Origin of the sequence: Idiomarina sp. PL1-037 (assembly GCF_034422975.1) — a bacterium.
In the GTDB taxonomy this organism is placed as follows: Bacteria; Pseudomonadota; Gammaproteobacteria; order Enterobacterales; family Alteromonadaceae; genus Idiomarina.
This window is the reverse complement of sequence record NZ_CP139873.1, coordinates 682,322-701,265: the sequence shown is the minus strand read 5'-3', so window position 1 is coordinate 701,265 and position 18,944 is coordinate 682,322. Positions and strand designations below refer to the sequence as shown.

Annotated in this window: 1 protein-coding gene; it reads right to left on the bottom strand. The window is 52.3% G+C overall.

Translation table 11 applies throughout. The features are described from left to right. Positions 1 to 103: 103 nt before the first annotated feature. Positions 104 to 18,895, bottom strand: coding sequence for an Ig-like domain-containing protein (locus tag U0358_RS03205; RefSeq protein ID WP_322407034.1), 18,792 nt, complete (start codon positions 18,893 to 18,895; stop codon positions 104 to 106). Positions 18,896 to 18,944 lie beyond the last annotated feature (49 nt).

The following is an 18,944-nucleotide window of genomic DNA, read 5'->3' as shown; positions in this document are numbered from 1 at the left end:
TTTCGAAAGATTATAACACTTACTATTAGACTAGAAAATAGACGAGCTAGAGTCCTAACCAATTTAAGTCAGGATCTAGCCCGTTTGTACTAGGTCATAAGAACTACTCTAAGCCAGACAGCTTATTAGTTTGATGTAAATCAATGGAAGCTCCTTCGCTGCTGCTTTGTGTGGAAGCGGAGCTGCCATTGTCTATCAACAATTGACCATCGTTTAACATTTGTTGAATAAAGTCGCTCGATGATTGACCATCTGCCATTTGCACGTCCTGAAGCGTCACTACCTGGTCAGCGTTATCAGTGCCAAGGTTACCCTCAGAATTAATGTGCAACACGGTATTACCGTTACCATCATCTTCGGCGTATAGGTAATTATCGATAGTGCCTGTGCTCTCACCTTGCAATAAGTCCGAAAGATCTAAGCGATCCGCATCTTCATCACTGGAGAAATTACCTAAAGTGAAGTCCTGAATGGTATCAGCCTCAGGAATATTAACGGTTCCTTCGTCGTCGTTGTTCCAGACGAAGGTATCGTTACCGCCACCGCCAATAAGGACGTCAGAATCTTGTCCGCCAGTAATACTATCGTCTTCAAGACCACCGACAATAAGATCACTGCTACCAGAGCCTTCCAGAGTATTCTCGTTATTCGTTTCACCGAATAAGAAGTTTTTCTCATCGACGGATTCGTTACCGTATTGGTCTATAGAGGTCACCTTGAGAATGCCGGAGCGCCCTTCTAATTGACCGACATCGTAGCTCCACTGGCCATTAGCATCGCTCGTAACAGTAGCTGAGTCTATGACATTACCATTTTCGTCAACTTGCTCGATAGTTACCGTTGAGTTTACAGCTGCTTCGCCATTGACCGTGAATTCTCTGAAGCCAACGTCAGTGTCGTAAAGGTCGTTGACGTAATAGTTGGTACTATTCTGGATACCATCGGAATCCATAACCATGGTAACAGGTGTTCCATCAGGGAGGGTGCCAGTCAGAACCAGTAAATCAGCATCTTGACCGTTAAAGCCCTGAACATCTGAACGTGTTACGGTCATTTCTAATTCAATAGTTTCCCAAACTTCAACCCATTTAAACTCGTCCCAGCTCCACTCTCTCCCTACATACTTGTCATAAGAAACTATGTACGTATCACCTACCGCAAACAAGTAAGTTTCGTTACTACCTTCTTGTGAGGTAATATTTAAATTTCGAGTATCATCGTCGTCAATATCTCGACTATTAACGCGTTGATTAGAGTCATTCTCATTTACAGAATAATTCGAAACGATACCGAACTGGTTATTCGATACTCCACCGCTCCAAATCGAGTCAGTAACGTTAACGCCTACTTCTGAATTCAGCTCAAAATCAACAATAGTAACTGATGGTTCAATCGTGCCTTCGCTCTGGCTTGCCTGAGCCTGGTTACCCACGTCATCAGAAATTGTCGCGCTAACAGTATACTCACCCACCGCTAACGGAATTTCAGCATCAACCTGCCAGTTACCATTGTTATCAACCGTTGCTTCAAGTTGCTGTTCATTACCGTCCGCATCCGTCACCACTAAGTAGACTGTGCCACCAATTTCATCGGAAGTTCCGCTTATGGTTGGTGTGGTATCGTTCACGTTAGTTGGCACTTCCAGGGTCAAAGTAGGTGCTGTTAAATCAATTTCGCCTTGGGTGTTAGCTACCGCTTCATTACCCGCATCATCTTCAACCGACGCCTGCACTGTGTAAGTACCTTCTGCCAATTCATCCGCTACATCCACAGTCCAGCTACCATCTGCAGCAACAATCGCCGTTAAGGTCTGGGTTTGATTATTGGCATCGGTGACCGTCACACTGATTGTTGCACCAATTTCATCCGACGTACCACTCAGTATCGGCGTTGTGTCGTTGGTATCCGGGGCGTTTATCGTCAATGTTGGAGCCGTGGTATCCAGCTCTGCTGTATCGGTCGCAGTAACCGTTTCACCGTTATTATCCGTCGCCGACGCATCAATCGTCAGTTCACCATCGACCAGACCGGACACATCCGCATCAACCGTATAGTCACCGTTCGCATCCACGGTGGCTGTGGTTTCAACGGTGCCACCGTTCGCATCGGTGATCGTGATCGCCACTTCCGTGCCTTCCGGTAAGTCCGTCGAGCCACCGCTCACGGTTACCGTACCGTCAGTGACGGTCGCATCAGCACTCAGGCTGCCGTCCACGTTATCCAGCTCATCGTTCGTGGAAGCAGTCTGTTCAGTATCGTTGTTGTCATTCGCGACAGCATTAATGGTTAAGTCACCATCCACCAGGCCGGAGATATCCGCATCCACGGTGTAATTACCGTCAGCACCAACAGTAGCAGTTGCCGTAACCGTGTCACCATTCGCGTCGGTAATAGTGATGCTTACTTCTGTGCCTTCCGCCATATCCACCGAGCTGCCGGACACGGTGATGTTACCGTCAGTTACTGAACTGTTGACCGTCAGATCACCTTCGACATTATCCAGCTCAGCGGTATCGGTCGCAGTAACCGTTTCACCGTTATTATCCGTCGCAGACGCATCAATCGTCAGCTCGCCATCAACCAGACCGGACACATCCGCATCAACCGTATAGTCACCGTTCGCATCCACCGTTGCTGTGGTTTCAACGGTATCACCGTTCGCATCGGTGATTGTGATCGCGACTTCCGCGCCTTCCGGTAAGTCAGTCGACCCACCGCTCACCGTCACGGTACCATCAGTGACAGTCGAGTCAGCACTCAGGCTGCCGTCCACGTTATCCAGCTCATCGTTCGTGGAAGCAGTCTGTTCAGTATCGTTGTTGTCATTCGCGACAGCATTAATGGTTAAGTCACCGTCAACCAGGCCCGAGATGTCCGCATTGGTGCTGTAGTTGCCGTCACCATCCACAATCGCTGTCGTGGTAACGGTATCGCCATTTTCATCGGTAATGGTAATAGCGACTTCCGTACCCTCAGCCATATCGACCGAGCTACCAGAAACAGTAATGCTGCCATCAGTCACTGAGCTGGCAACCGTCAGATCACCGGCTACATTGTCCAGCTCATCATTCGTCGAAGCAGTCTGTTCGGTACCGTTGTTATCCTCAGCGACAGCATTGATGGTTAAATCACCGTCAACCAGGCCGGAGATGTCCGCATTGGTGCTGTAGTTGCCGTCACCATCCACAATCGCTGTCGTGGTAACGGTATCGCCATTTTCATCGGTAATGGTAATAGCGACTTCTGTACCCTCGGCCATATCGACCGAGCTGCCGGACACTGTGATGCTACCGTCGGTAACCGTGCTGCTGACCGTCAGATCACCTTCGACATTATCCAGCTCATCGTTCGTGGAAGCAGTTTGTTCGGTACCGTTGTTATCGTTCGCTACCGCATTGATGGTTAAGTCACCATCCACCAGGCCGGAGATGTCCGCATCCACTGTATACGTGCCATCGGCTGCGATGGTCGCTGTGGCCGTAACCGTATCACCATTTTCATCGATAATAGTGATCGCGACTTCGGTACCTTCGGCCATATCGGTGGAACTACCCGACACCGTGATGCTGCCATCAGTCACGTCACTCGCAACTGTTAGATCACCAGCTACATTATCCAGCTCAGCGGTATCGGTCGCAGTAACCGTTTCACCGTTATTATCCGTCGCCGACGCATCAATCGTCAGTTCACCATCGACCAGACCGGACACATCCACATCAACCGTATAGTCACCGTTCGCATCGACTGTCGCTGTGGTTTCAACGGTGTCACCGTTCTCATCGGTGATCGTGATCGCCACTTCCGTGCCTTCCGGTAAGTCCGTCGAGCCACCGCTCACGGTTACCGTACCGTCAGTGACGGTCGCATCAGCACTCAGGCTGCCGTCCACGTTATCCAGTTCATCGTTTGTGGAAGCAGTTTGTTCAGTACCGTTGTTATCGTTCGCGACAGCATTGATGGTTAAATCACCGTCAACCAGGCCCGAGATGTCCGCATTGGTGCTGTAGTTGCCGTCACCATCCACAATCGCTGTCGTGGTAACGGTATCGCCATTTTCATCGGTAATGGTAATAGCGACTTCCGTACCCTCAGCCATATCGACCGAGCTACCAGAAACAGTAATGCTGCCATCAGTCACTTCACTCGCAACCGTCAGATCACCCGCTACATTATCCAGCTCAGCGGTATCGGTCGCGCTGACCGGATCACCGTTATTATCCGTCGCCGACGCATCAATCGTCAGTTCACCATCGACCAGACCGGACACATCCGCATCAACCGTATAGTCACCGTTCGCATCCACGGTGGCTGTGGTTTCAACCGTGTCACCGTTCGCATCGGTGATCGTGATCGCCACTTCCGTGCCTTCCGGTAAGTCCGTCGAGCCACCGCTCACCGTCACGGTACCATCAGTGACGGTCGCATCAGCACTCAGGCTGCCGTCCACATTATCCAGTTCATCGTTAGTGGAAGCGGTTTGTTCAGTACCGTTGTTGTCATTCGCGACAGCATCAATGGTTAAATCACCATCCACCAGGCCGGAGATATCGGCATCCACGGTGTAATTACCGTCAGCACCAACAGTGGCAGTTGCCGTAACTGTGTCGCCATTTGCATCCGTAATGGTAATAGCGACTTCTGTGCCTTCCGCCATATCGGTGGAAGTACCCAAGACCGTGATGTTGCCATCAGTCACGTCACTCGTAACTGTCAGATCACCGGCTACATTGTCCAGCTCATCATTCGTGGAAGCGGTTTGCTCGGTACCGTTGTTGTCATTCGCGACAGCATCGATGGTTAAGTCACCATCCACCAGGCCGGAGATGTCAGTATCAACGGTATAGTCACCGTTCGCATCTACGGTCGCGGTTGCCGTAACCGTGTCACCGTTCGCGTCGGTAATGGTAATAGCGACTTCCGTGCCTTCCGTCATATCGGTGGAAGTACCCGAGACCGTGATATTACCGTCAGTCACGTCACTCGTAACCGTCAGATCACCCGCAACGTTATCCAGCTCAGTGGTATCGGTCGCGCTGACCGGATCACCGTTATTATCCGTCGCAGACGCATCAATCGTCAGTTCACCATCGACCAGACCGGACACATCCGCATCAACCGTATAGTCACCGTTCGCATCCACGGTGGCTGTGGTTTCAACCGTGTCACCGTTCGCATCGGTGATCGTGATCGCCACTTCCGTGCCTTCCGGTAAGTCCGTCGAGCCACCGCTCACCGTCACGGTACCATCAGTGACGGTCGCATCAGCACTCAGGCTGCCGTCCACATTATCCAGTTCATCGTTAGTGGAAGCGGTTTGCTCAGTACCGTTGTTATCCTCAGCGATCGCGTTGATGATTAAATCACCGTCCACCAGACCGGAGATGTCCGCATCCACGGTGTAATTACCATCAGCACCAACAGTGGCAGTTGCCGTAACCGTATCACCATTTTCATCGATAATAGTGATCGCGACTTCGGTACCTTCGGCCATATCGGTGGAACTACCCGACACCGTGATGCTGCCATCAGTCACGTCACTCGCAACTGTTAGATCACCAGCTACATTATCCAGCTCAGCGGTATCGGTCGCAGTAACCGTTTCACCGTTATTATCCGTCGCCGACGCATCAATCGTCAGTTCACCATCGACCAGACCGGACACATCCACATCAACCGTATAGTCACCGTTCGCATCGACTGTCGCTGTGGTTTCAACGGTGTCACCGTTCTCATCGGTGATCGTGATCGCCACTTCCGTGCCTTCCGGTAAGTCCGTCGAGCCACCGCTCACGGTTACCGTACCGTCAGTGACGGTCGCATCAGCACTCAGGCTGCCGTCCACGTTATCCAGTTCATCGTTTGTGGAAGCAGTTTGTTCAGTACCGTTGTTATCGTTCGCGACAGCATTGATGGTTAAATCACCGTCAACCAGGCCCGAGATGTCCGCATTGGTGCTGTAGTTGCCGTCACCATCCACAATCGCTGTCGTGGTAACGGTATCGCCATTTTCATCGGTAATGGTAATAGCGACTTCCGTACCCTCAGCCATATCGACCGAGCTACCAGAAACAGTAATGCTGCCATCAGTCACTTCACTCGCAACCGTCAGATCACCCGCTACATTATCCAGCTCAGCGGTATCGGTCGCGCTGACCGGATCACCGTTATTATCCGTCGCCGACGCATCAATCGTCAGTTCACCATCGACCAGACCGGACACATCCGCATCAACCGTATAGTCACCGTTCGCATCCACGGTGGCTGTGGTTTCAACCGTGTCACCGTTCGCATCGGTGATCGTGATCGCCACTTCCGTGCCTTCCGGTAAGTCCGTCGAGCCACCGCTCACGGTTACCGTACCGTCAGTGACGGTCGCATCAGCACTCAGACTGCCGTCCACATTATCCAGCTCATCGTTCGTGGAAGCAGTTTGTTCGGTACCGTTGTTGTCATTCGCTACCGCATTAATTGTCAGCTGGCCGTCCACCAGGCCGGAGATATCCGCATCCACGGTGTAATTACCGTCAGCACCAACAGTAGCAGTTGCCGTAACCGTGTCACCATTCGCGTCGGTAATAGTGATGCTTACTTCTGTGCCTTCCGCCATATCCACAGAACTACCAGAGACAGTGATGCTGCCATCAGTCACGTCACTCGTAACTGTCAGATCACCGGCTACATTATCCAGCTCATCATTCGTGGAAGCAGTCTGTTCAGTGCCGTTGTTGTCATTCGCGACAGCATTGATGGTTAAGTCACCATCGACAAGACCGGAGATGTCGGTATCGGTGCTGTAGTTTCCGTCAGCATCCACAACCGCTGTCGCAGTAACCGTGTCACCATTGTCATCGGTAATGGTAATCGTGACCTCTGTACCTTCCGCCATATCGGTGGAACTACCCGACACCGTGATGCTGCCATCAGTCACATCACTCGTAACTGTCAGATCACCGGCTACATTGTCCAGCTCATCATTCGTGGAAGCGGTTTGTTCAGTGCCATTGTTATCGTTGGCTACCGCATCGATGGTTAAGTCACCATCGACAAGACCGGAGATGTCGGTATCGGTGCTGTAGTTTCCGTCAGCATCCACAACCGCTGTCGCAGTAACCGTGTCACCGTTCGCGTCGGTAATAGTGATGCTTACTTCTGTGCCTTCCGCCATATCCACAGAACTACCGGACACGGTGATGTTACCGTCATTTACTGAACTGTTGACCGTCAGATCACCCGCTACATTATCCAGCTCATCATTCGTCGAAGCAGTCTGTTCGGTACCGTTATTGTCGTCAGCGACAGCATTAATTGTCAGCTGGCCGTCCACCAGGCCGGAGATGTCCGCATCCACGGTGTAATTACCATCAGCACCAACAGTGGCAGTTGCCGTAACCGTGTCACCGTTCGCGTCGATAATAGTGATGCTTACTTCTGTGCCTTCCGCCATATCCACAGAACTACCGGACACAGTGATGTTACCGTCAGTTACTGAACTGTTGACCGTCAGATCACCAGCTACATTGTCCAGCTCATCAGTCGTGGAAGCGGTTTGTTCGGTACCGTTGTTATCGTCAGCGACAGCATTAATTGTCAGCTGGCCGTCCACCAGGCCGGAGATGTCCGCATCCACGGTGTAATTACCATCAGCACCAACAGTGGCAGTTGCCGTAACCGTGTCACCGTTCGCGTCGATAATAGTAATCGTGACCTCAGTACCTTCCGCCATATCGGTGGAAGTACCCGAGACCGTAATGTTACCGTCAGTCACATCACTCGCAACCGTTAGATCACCCGCAACGTTATCCAGCTCAGCGGTATCGGTCGCGCTGACCGGATCACCGTTATTATCCGTCGCCGACGCATCAATCGTCAGCTCGCCATCAACCAAACCGGACACATCCGCATCAACCGTATAGTCACCGTTCGCATCCACCGTTGCTGTGGTTTCAACGATGTCACCGTTCGCATCGGTGATTGTGATCGCGACTTCCGCGCCTTCCGGTAAGTCCGTCGAGCCACCGCTCACCGTTACCGTACCGTCAGTGACGGTCGCATCAGCACTCAGGCTGCCGTTCACGTTGTCCAGTTCATCGTTCGTGGAAGCGGTTTGTTCAGTGCCGTTGTTATCGTTCGCGACAGCATTAATGGTTAAGTCACCGTCCACCAAGCCGGAAATATCCGCATTGGTGCTGTAGTTGCCGTCACCATCCACAATCGCTGTCGTGGTGACGGTATCGCCGTTCTCATCGATAATCGTGATGCTTACTTCCGTACCCTCGGCCATATCCACCGAGCTACCGGACACAGTGATGTTACCGTCAGTCACGTCACTCGCAACCGTCAGATCACCCGCTACATTATCCAGCTCATCATTCGTCGAAGCAGTCTGTTCGGTACCGTTATTGTCGTCAGCGACAGCATTAATGGTTAAGTCACCGTCCACCAGGCCGGAGATATCCGCATTGGTGCTGTAGTTGCCGTCACCATCCACAATCGCTGTCGTGGTGACGGTATCGCCGTTCTCATCGATAATCGTGATGCTTACTTCCGTACCCTCGGCCATATCCACCGAGCTACCGGACACAGTGATGTTACCGTCAGTCACGTCACTCGCAACCGTCAGATCACCCGCTACATTATCCAGCTCATCATTCGTCGAAGCAGTCTGTTCGGTACCGTTATTGTCGTCAGCGACAGCATTAATGGTTAAGTCACCGTCCACCAGGCCGGAGATATCCGCATTGGTGCTGTAGTTGCCGTCACCATCCACAATCGCTGTCGTGGTGACGGTATCGCCGTTCTCATCGATGATCGTGATGCTTACTTCCGTACCCTCGGCCATATCCACCGAGCCACCAGAAACAGTGATGTTACCGTCAGTCACGTCACTCGCAACCGTCAGATCACCCGCAACGTTATCCAGCTCATCGTTCGTCGAAGCGGTTTGTTCAGTACCGTTGTTATCGTTCGCGACAGCATTAATGGTTAAGTCACCGTCCACCAGGCCGGAGATATCCGCATTGGTGCTGTAGTTGCCGTCACCATCCACAATCGCTGTCGTGGTGACGGTATCGCCGTTCTCATCGATGATCGTGATGCTTACTTCCGTACCCTCGGCCATATCGACCGAGCTACCAGAAACAGTAATGCTGCCATCAGTCACGTCACTCGCAACCGTCAGATCACCGGCTACATTGTCCAGCTCAGCGGTATCGGTCGCAGTAACCGTTTCACCGTTATTATCCGTCGCCGACGCATCAATCGTCAGTTCACCATCGACCAGACCGGACACATCCGCATCAACCGTATAGTCACCGTTCGCATCCACCGTCGCTGTGGTTTCAACCGTGTCACCGTTCGCATCGGTGATCGTGATCGCCACTTCCGTGCCTTCCGGTAAGTCCGTCGAGCCACCGCTCACCGTCACGGTACCATCAGTGACGGTCGCATCAGCACTCAGGCTGCCGTCCACATTATCCAGTTCATCGTTAGTGGAAGCGGTTTGTTCGGTACCGTTGTTATCCTCAGCGACAGCATTGATGGTTAAATCACCGTCAACCAGGCCGGAGATGTCCGCATTGGTGCTGTAGTTTCCGTTTGCATCCACAACTGCTGTAGCGGTAACCGTGTCACCGTTCGCATCGATAATAGCAATCGTGACCTCAGTACCTTCCGCCATATCGGTGGAAGTACCCGAGACCGTGATGTTGCCGTCAGTCACGTCACTCGCAACAGTCAGATCACCCGCTACATTATCCAGCTCAGCGGTATCGGTCGCGCTGACCGGATCACCGTTATTATCCGTCGCCGACGCATCAATCGTCAGCTCGCCATCAACCAGACCAGAAACGTCGGCATCAACCGTATAGTCACCGTTCGCATCCACCGTTGCTGTGGTTTCAACGGTATCACCGTTCGCATCGGTGATTGTGATCGCCACTTCCGTGCCTTCCGGTAAGTCCGTCGACCCACCGCTCACCGTCACGGTACCATTGGTTACGCTCGCATCAGCACTCAGGCTGCCGTCCACGTTATCCAGCTCATCATTCGTGGAAGCGGTTTGTTCGGTACCGTTGTTATCCTCAGCGACAGCATTGATGGTTAAATCACCGTCAACCAGGCCGGAGATGTCCGCATTGGTGCTGTAGTTGCCGTCACCATCCACAATCGCTGTCGTGGTAACCGTATCGCCATTTTCATCGGTAATGGTAATAGCGACTTCTGTGCCTTCCGCCATATCGGTGGAAGTACCCGAGACCGTAATACTACCGTCAGTCACTGCACTGGTAACCGTTAGATCACCGGCTACATTGTCCAGTTCATCATTCGTCGAAGCAGTCTGTTCAGTACCGTTGTTGTCATTCGCTACCGCATTAATTGTCAGCGGGCCATCCACCAGGCCGGAGATGTCCGCATTGGTGCTGTAGTTGCCGTCACCATCCACAATCGCTGTCGTGGTAACCGTATCGCCATTTTCATCTTCAATGGTGATCGTGACCTCAGTACCCTCGGCCATATCGACCGAGCTACCAGAAACAGTAATGCTGCCATCAGTCACGTCACTCGCAACCGTCAGATCACCGGCTACATTGTCCAGCTCATCATTCGTCGAAGCAGTCTGTTCAGTACCGTTGTTATCGCTCGCTACCGCATTGATGGTTAAGTCACCATCCACCAGGCCGGAGATATCCGCATTGGTGCTGTAGTTTCCGTCACCATCCACAATCGCTGTCGTGGTGACGGTATCGCCGTTCTCATCGATGATCGTGATGCTTACTTCCGTACCCTCGGCCATATCGACCGAGCTACCAGAAACAGTAATGCTGCCATCGGTCACGTCACTCGCAACTGTCAGATCACCGGCTACATTGTCCAGCTCAGCGGTATCGGTCGCAGTAACCGTTTCACCGTTATTATCCGTCGCCGACGCATCAATCGTCAGTTCACCATCGACCAGACCGGACACATCCGCATCAACCGTATAGTCACCGTTCGCATCCACCGTCGCTGTGGTTTCAACCGTGTCACCGTTCGCATCGGTGATCGTGATCGCCACTTCCGTGCCTTCCGGTAAGTCCGTCGAGCCACCGCTCACCGTCACGGTACCATCAGTGACGGTCGCATCAGCACTCAGGCTGCCGTCCACATTATCCAGTTCATCGTTAGTGGAAGCGGTTTGTTCAGTACCGTTGTTATCGTTCGCGACAGCATTGATGGTTAAGTCACCATCGACCAGATGAGAGATATCGGTATCGGTGCTGTAGTTTCCGTTTGCATCCACAACCGCTGTCGCAGTAACCGTATCGCCATTTTCATCGGTAATGGTAATCGTGACCTCAGTGCCTTCCGCCATATCGGTGGAAGTACCCGAGACCGTGATGTTGCCATCGGTCACGTCACTCGTAACCGTCAGATCACCGGCTACATTGTCCAGCTCATCGTTCGTCGAAGCAGTCTGTTCAGTACCGTTGTTGTCATTCGCTACCGCATTAATTGTCAGCGGGCCATCCACCAGGCCGGAGATGTCCGCATTGGTGCTGTAGTTGCCGTCACCATCCACAATCGCTGTCGTGGTAACGGTATCGCCATTTTCATCGGTAATGGTAATGGTGACCTCTGTACCCTCGGCCATATCCACCGAGCCACCAGAAACAGTGATGTTACCGTCAGTCACGTCACTCGCAACAGTCAGATCACCGGCTACATTGTCCAGTTCATCATTCGTCGAAGCAGTCTGTTCAGTACCGTTGTTATCGCTCGCTACCGCATTGATGGTTAAGTCACCATCCACCAGGCCGGAGATATCCGCATTGGTGCTGTAGTTGCCGTCACCATCCACAATCGCTGTCGTGGTGACGGTATCGCCGTTCTCATCGATAATCGTGATGCTTACTTCCGTACCCTCGGCCATATCCACCGAGCCACCAGAAACAGTGATGTTACCGTCAGTCACGTCACTCGCAACCGTCAGATCACCCGCAACGTTATCCAGTTCATCGTTAGTGGAAGCGGTTTGCTCAGTACCGTTGTTATCCTCAGCGATCGCGTTGATGATTAAATCACCGTCCACCAGACCGGAGATGTCCGCATCAACCGTATAAGTGCCATCGGCTGCGATGGTCGCTGTGGCTGTAACCGTGTCACCGTTCGCGTCGGTAATGGTAATAGCGACTTCTGTGCCTTCCGCCATATCCACAGAACTACCGGACACGGTGATGTTACCGTCATTTACTGAACTGTTGACCGTCAGATCACCAGCTACATTGTCCAGTTCATCATTCGTGGAAGCAGTCTGTTCAGTATCGTTGTTGTCGTCAGCGACAGCATTAATGGTTAAGTCACCGTCCACCAGGCCGGAGATATCCGCATTGGTGCTGTAGTTGCCGTCACCATCCACAATCGCTGTCGTGGTAACGGTATCGCCATTTTCATCGGTAATGGTAATGGTGACCTCAGTACCCTCGGCCATATCGACCGAGCTACCAGAAACAGTAATGCTGCCATCAGTCACGTCACTCGCAACCGTCAGATCACCCGCAACGTTATCCAGCTCATCGTTCGTCGAAGCGGTTTGTTCAGTGCCGTTGTTGTCATTCGCGACAGCATTGATGGTTAAATCACCATCGACAAGACCGGAGATGTCGGTATCCACTGTATACGTGCCATCGGCTGCGATGGTCGCTGTGGCCGTAACCGTGTCACCGTTCGCATCGATAATAGTGATGCTTACTTCTGTGCCTTCCGCCATATCGGTGGAAGTACCGGAGACCGTAATACTACCGTCAGTCACGTCACTCGCAACCGTCAGATCACCGGCTACATTGTCCAGTTCATCATTCGTCGAAGCAGTCTGTTCAGTACCGTTGTTGTCATTCGCTACCGCATTGATGGTTAAGTCACCATCCACCAGGCCGGAGATGTCCGCATCCACTGTATACGTGCCATCGGCTGCGATGGTCGCTGTGGCCGTAACCGTGTCACCGTTCGCATCGATAATAGTGATGCTTACTTCCGTACCCTCAGCCATATCGACCGAGCTACCAGAAATAGTGATGCTGCCATCAGTCACGTCACTCGCAACTGTTAGATCACCAGCTACATTATCCAGCTCATCAGTCGTGGAAGCGGTTTGTTCGGTACCGTTATTGTCGTCAGCGACAGCATTAATGGTTAAGTCACCGTCGACCAGGCCGGAGATGTCCGCATTGGTGCTATAGTTTCCGTTTGCATCCACAACTGCTGTCGCAGTAACCGTATCGCCATTTTCATCGGTAATGCTAATGGTGACCTCTGTACCCTCGGCCATATCCACCGAGCCACCAGAAACAGTGATGTTACCGTCAGTCACGTCACTCGTAACTGTCAGATCACCGGCTACATTGTCCAGCTCATCAGTCGTGGAAGCGGTTTGTTCGGTACCGTTGTTATCGTTCGCTACCGCATTGATGGTTAAGTCACCATCCACCAGGCCGGAGATGTCGGCGTCCACCGTATATGTGCCATCGGCTGCGATGGTCGCTGTGGTTTCAACAGACGTACCGTTCTTATCCGTAATGGTAATAGCGACTTCTGTGCCTTCCGCCATATCGGTGGAAGTACCCGAGACCGTGATGGTGCCGTCAGTCACGTCACTCGTAACTGTCAGATCACCGGCTACATTATCCAGCTCATCAGTCGTGGAAGCGGTTTGTTCGGTACCGTTGTTATCGTTCGCTACCGCATTGATGGTTAAGTCACCATCCACCAGGCCGGACATATCCGCATCCACTGTATACGTGCCATCGGCTGCGATGGTCGCTGTGGTTTCAACAGACGTACCGTTCACATCCGTAATGGTAATAGCGACTTCCGTGCCTTCCGCCATATCGGTGGAAGTACCGGAGACCGTAATACTACCGTCAGTCACTTCACTCGCAACCGTCAGATCACCGGCTACATTGTCCAGCTCATCAGTCGTGGAAGCGGTTTGTTCGGTATCGTTATTGTCGTCAGCGACAGCATTAATTGTCAGCTCGCCATCAACCAGACCGGAGATGTCCGCATCCACTGTATACGTGCCATCGGCTGCGATGGTCGCTGTGGCCGTAACCGTGTCACCGTTCGCATCGATAATAGTGATGCTTACTTCCGTACCCTCGGCCATATCGACCGAGCTACCAGAAACAGTGATGTTACCGTCAGTCACGTCACTCGCAACCGTCAGATCACCGGCTACATTGTCCAGCTCATCGTTCGTCGAAGCAGTCTGTTCAGTACCGTTGTTGTCATTCGCTACCGCATTAATGGTCAGCGGGCCATCCACCAGGCCGGAGATGTCCGCATCCACTGTATACGTGCCATCGGCTGCGATGGTCGCTGTGGCCGTAACCGTGTCACCATTTTCATCTTCGATGGTGATCGCCACCTCAGTACCTGCCGCCATATCGGTCGACGTACCCGACACCGTGATGCTGCCATCAGTCACTTCACTCGCAACCGTTAGATCACCAGCAACGTTATCCAGCTCATCGTTCGTCGAAGCAGTCTGTTCAGTACCGTTGTTATCCTCAGCGACAGCATTGATGGTTAAATCACCGTCAACCAGGCCGGAGATGTCCGCATTGGTGCTGTAGTTGCCGTCACCATCCACAATCGCTGTCGTGGTAACCGTATCGCCATTTTCATCTTCAATGGTGATCGTGACCTCAGTACCCTCGGACATATCGACCGAGCTACCCGAGACCGTGATGCTGCCATCCGTTACCGTGCTTTCAACACTCAGGCTGCCGTCCACGTTATCCAGCTCATCATTCGTCGAAGCAGTCTGTTCAGTACCGTTGTTGTCATTCGCGACAGCATTGATGGTTAAATCACCATCGACAAGACCGGAGATGTCGGTATCGGTGCTATAGTTTCCGTTTGCATCCACAACTGCTGTCGCAGTAACCGTATCGCCATTTTCATCGGTAATGGTAATGGTGACCTCTGTACCCTCGGCCATATCCACCGAGCCACCAGAAACAGTGATGTTACCGTCAGTCACGTCACTCGCAACCGTCAGATCACCCGCAACGTTATCCAGCTCATCGTTCGTCGAAGCGGTTTGTTCAGTACCGTTGTTGTCATTCGCTACCGCATTAATTGTCAGCTGGCCGTCCACCAGGCCGGAGATATCCGCATCCACGGTGTAATTACCGTCAGCACCAACAGTGGCAGTTGCCGTAACCGTGTCACCGTTCGCGTCGGTAATAGTGATGCTTACTTCTGTGCCTTCCGCCATATCGGTGGAAGTACCCGAGACCGTGATGCTGCCATCAGTCACGTCACTCGTAACTGTCAGATCACCGGCTACATTGTCCAGCTCAGCGGTATCGGTCGCAGTAACCGTTTCACCGTTATTATCCGTCGCCGACGCATCAATCGTCAGTTCACCATCGACCAGACCGGACACATCCGCATCAACCGTATAGTCACCGTTCGCATCCACCGTTGCTGTGGTTTCAACGGTATCACCGTTCGCATCGGTGATTGTGATCGCAACTTCCGCGCCTTCCGGTAAGTCCGTCGACCCACCGCTCACCGTCACGGTACCATCGGTTACGCTCGCATCAGCACTCAGGCTGCCGTCCACATTATCCAGCTCATCATTCGTGGAAGCGGTTTGTTCAGTATCGTTGTTGTCGTTAGCCTTCGCATTAATTGTCAGCTGGCCGTCCACCAGGCCGGAGATATCCGCATTGGTGCTGTAGTTGCCGTCACCATCCACAATCGCTGTCGTGGTGACGGTATCGCCGTTCTCATCGATAATCGTGATGCTTACTTCCGTACCCTCGGCCATATCCACCGAGCCACCAGAAACAGTGATGTTACCGTCAGTCACGTCACTCGCAACCGTCAGATCACCCGCAACGTTATCCAGCTCATCGTTCGTCGAAGCGGTTTGTTCAGTACCGTTGTTATCGTTCGCGACAGCATTAATGGTTAAGTCACCGTCCACCAGGCCGGAGATATCCGCATTGGTGCTGTAGTTGCCGTCACCATCCACAATCGCTGTCGTGGTGACGGTATCGCCGTTCTCATCGATGATCGTGATGCTTACTTCCGTACCCTCGGCCATATCGACCGAGCTACCAGAAACAGTAATGCTGCCATCAGTCACTTCACTCGCAACCGTTAGATCACCAGCAACGTTATCCAGCTCATCGTTCGTCGAAGCAGTCTGTTCAGTACCGTTGTTATCCTCAGCGACAGCATTAATTGTCAGCGGGCCATCCACCAGGCCGGAGATGTCCGCATCCACTGTATACGTGCCATCAGCTGCGATGGTCGCTGTGGCCGTAACCGTTTCACCATTTTCATCGGTAATGGTAATAGCGACTTCTGTGCCTTCCGCCATATCGGTGGAAGTACCCGAGACCGTAATACTACCGTCAGTCACTGCACTGGTAACCGTTAGATCACCGGCTACATTGTCCAGTTCATCATTCGTCGAAGCAGTCTGTTCAGTGCCGTTGTTATCGTCAGCGACAGCATTGATGGTTAAATCACCATCCACCAGGCCGGAGATGTCCGCATCCACTGTATACGTGCCATCGGCTGCGATGGTCGCTGTGGCCGTAACCGTTTCACCATTTTCATCGATAATAGTGATCGCGACTTCGGTACCTTCCGCCATATCGGTGGAAGTACCCGAGACCGTGATGCTGCCATCAGTCACGTCACTCGCAACTGTCAGATCACCGTCCACATTATCCAGCTCATCGTTCGTAGAAGCGGTTTGTTCGGTATCGTTGTTATCGTCAGCGACAGCATTAATTGTCAGCGGGCCATCCACCAGGCCGGAGATGTCCGCATCCACTGTATACGTGCCATCGGCTGCGATGGTCGCTGTGGCCGTAACCGTTTCACCATTTTCATCGATAATAGTGATCGCGACTTCGGTACCTTCCGCCATATCGGTGGAAGTACCCGAGACCGTGATGCTGCCATCAGTCACGTCACTCGCAACTGTCAGATCACCGTCCACATTATCCAGCTCATCGTTCGTAGAAGCGGTTTGTTCGGTATCGTTGTTATCGTCAGCGACAGCATTAATTGTCAGCGGGCCATCCACCAGGCCGGAGATGTCCGCATCCACTGTATACGTGCCATCGGCTGCGATGGTCGCTGTGGCCGTAACCGTTTCACCATTTTCATCGATAATAGTGATCGCGACTTCGGTACCTTCCGCCATATCGGTGGAAGTACCCGAGACCGTGATGCTGCCATCAGTCACGTCACTCGCAACTGTCAGATCACCGTCCACATTATCCAGCTCATCGTTCGTAGAAGCGGTTTGTTCGGTATCGTTGTTATCGTCAGCGACAGCATTAATTGTCAGCGGGCCATCCACCAGGCCGGAGATGTCCGCATCCACTGTATACGTGCCATCGGCTGCGATGGTCGCTGTGGCCGTAACCGTTTCACCATTTTCATCGATAATAGTGATCGCGACTTCGGTACCTTCCGCCATATCGGTGGAAGTACCCGAGACCGTGATGCTGCCATCAGTCACGTCACTCGCAACTGTCAGATCACCGTCCACATTATCCAGCTCATCGTTCGTAGAAGCGGTTTGTTCGGTATCGTTGTTATCGTCAGCGACAGCATTAATTGTCAGCGGGCCATCCACCAGGCCGGAGATGTCCGCATCCACTGTATACGTGCCATCGGCTGCGATTGTCGCTGTGGTTTCAACAGACGTACCGTTCTTATCCGTAATGGTAATAGCGACTTCTGTGCCTTCCGCCATATCGGTGGAAGTACCGGAGACCGTAATACTACCGTCAGTCACGTCACTCGCAACCGTCAGATCACCGGCTACATTGTCCAGTTCATCATTCGTCGAAGCAGTCTGTTCAGTACCGTTGTTGTCATTCGCGACAGCATTGATGGTTAAGTCACCGTCCACCAGACCGGAGATGTCCGCATCCACTGTATACGTGCCATCGGCTGCGATGGTCGCTGTGGTTTCAACAGACGTACCGTTCGCATCCGTAATGGTAATAGCGACTTCCGTGCCTTCCGCCATATCGGTGGAAGTACCGGAGACCGTGATGTTGCCATCGGTCACGTCACTCGTAACCGTCAGGTTCCCTGCGGTTTCATCCACTACCACGGCATCACTGTCAGTAATGGTTTCACCAGTTGCATCAACAGCGGAGGCTTGAATTGTTATATTGCCGTCGTTCAGAGAGGTAAGATCAACACCCGAAACAGAATAGCTTCCATCGGCATTAGTGGTTGTTGTAAGAGTAAACTGATTCCCTTGCGAGTCGGTTAATAGTAGGGAAACTGTGCTTGCAGGAGGCAAGTTGGTCGTCGTTCCGCTCAGAGTCAGGCCTGAGCCGCCCTGATCATACTCTGCAGTTAAGTTAATAGTACCAGAAGAGACAGCACCGGGGTCAGGCTGCTCTGCTGCCGCCGCTGTAATATCACCGCCTGCAATTTCTACAGGCGTCAAACCAATCGGTGTGTCATAAACCGTTTCTAAAACACGCGCAAGGCGAACAAAGTTACTGCCCGTGTCTCCACCCGCTGCGGCATTACCAGCGGCAGGAGCCTGAAATTGCTCTAACAGATCCCCATCTGTTTCATCCAGAACATTAAGAATATCATCTGCGCTACTCTCATCAGCGATAAACTCTAAATCATCAACTGAGTCGTCATCCGGCAATTGCTCACGAGTAATTGCAAAACTCGCACCGCCTTGAATCAGAACTTGTTCGTCATTGGGGTATTCCAGTACAACATTGCTGTTGCTTTCCGTCAGAACTACGTCGCCTTCAAAAAGCTGGTCACCAACGGCCAGGTTTTCTATGGATCCGTCTGCGCGCTGAACTTGAACATTGCCTTCAATACGAACAATTGTAGCTATCATTATATGCCTCGATTAAATTGGGGAACTATCGAGGCTAACGTTAACAAGT

Coding starts and splice junctions, on each gene's coding strand:
- U0358_RS03205 (WP_322407034.1), bottom strand. CDS start 18,895: ATGATAGCTACAATTGTTCGTATTGAAGGCAATGTTCAAGTTCAGCGC.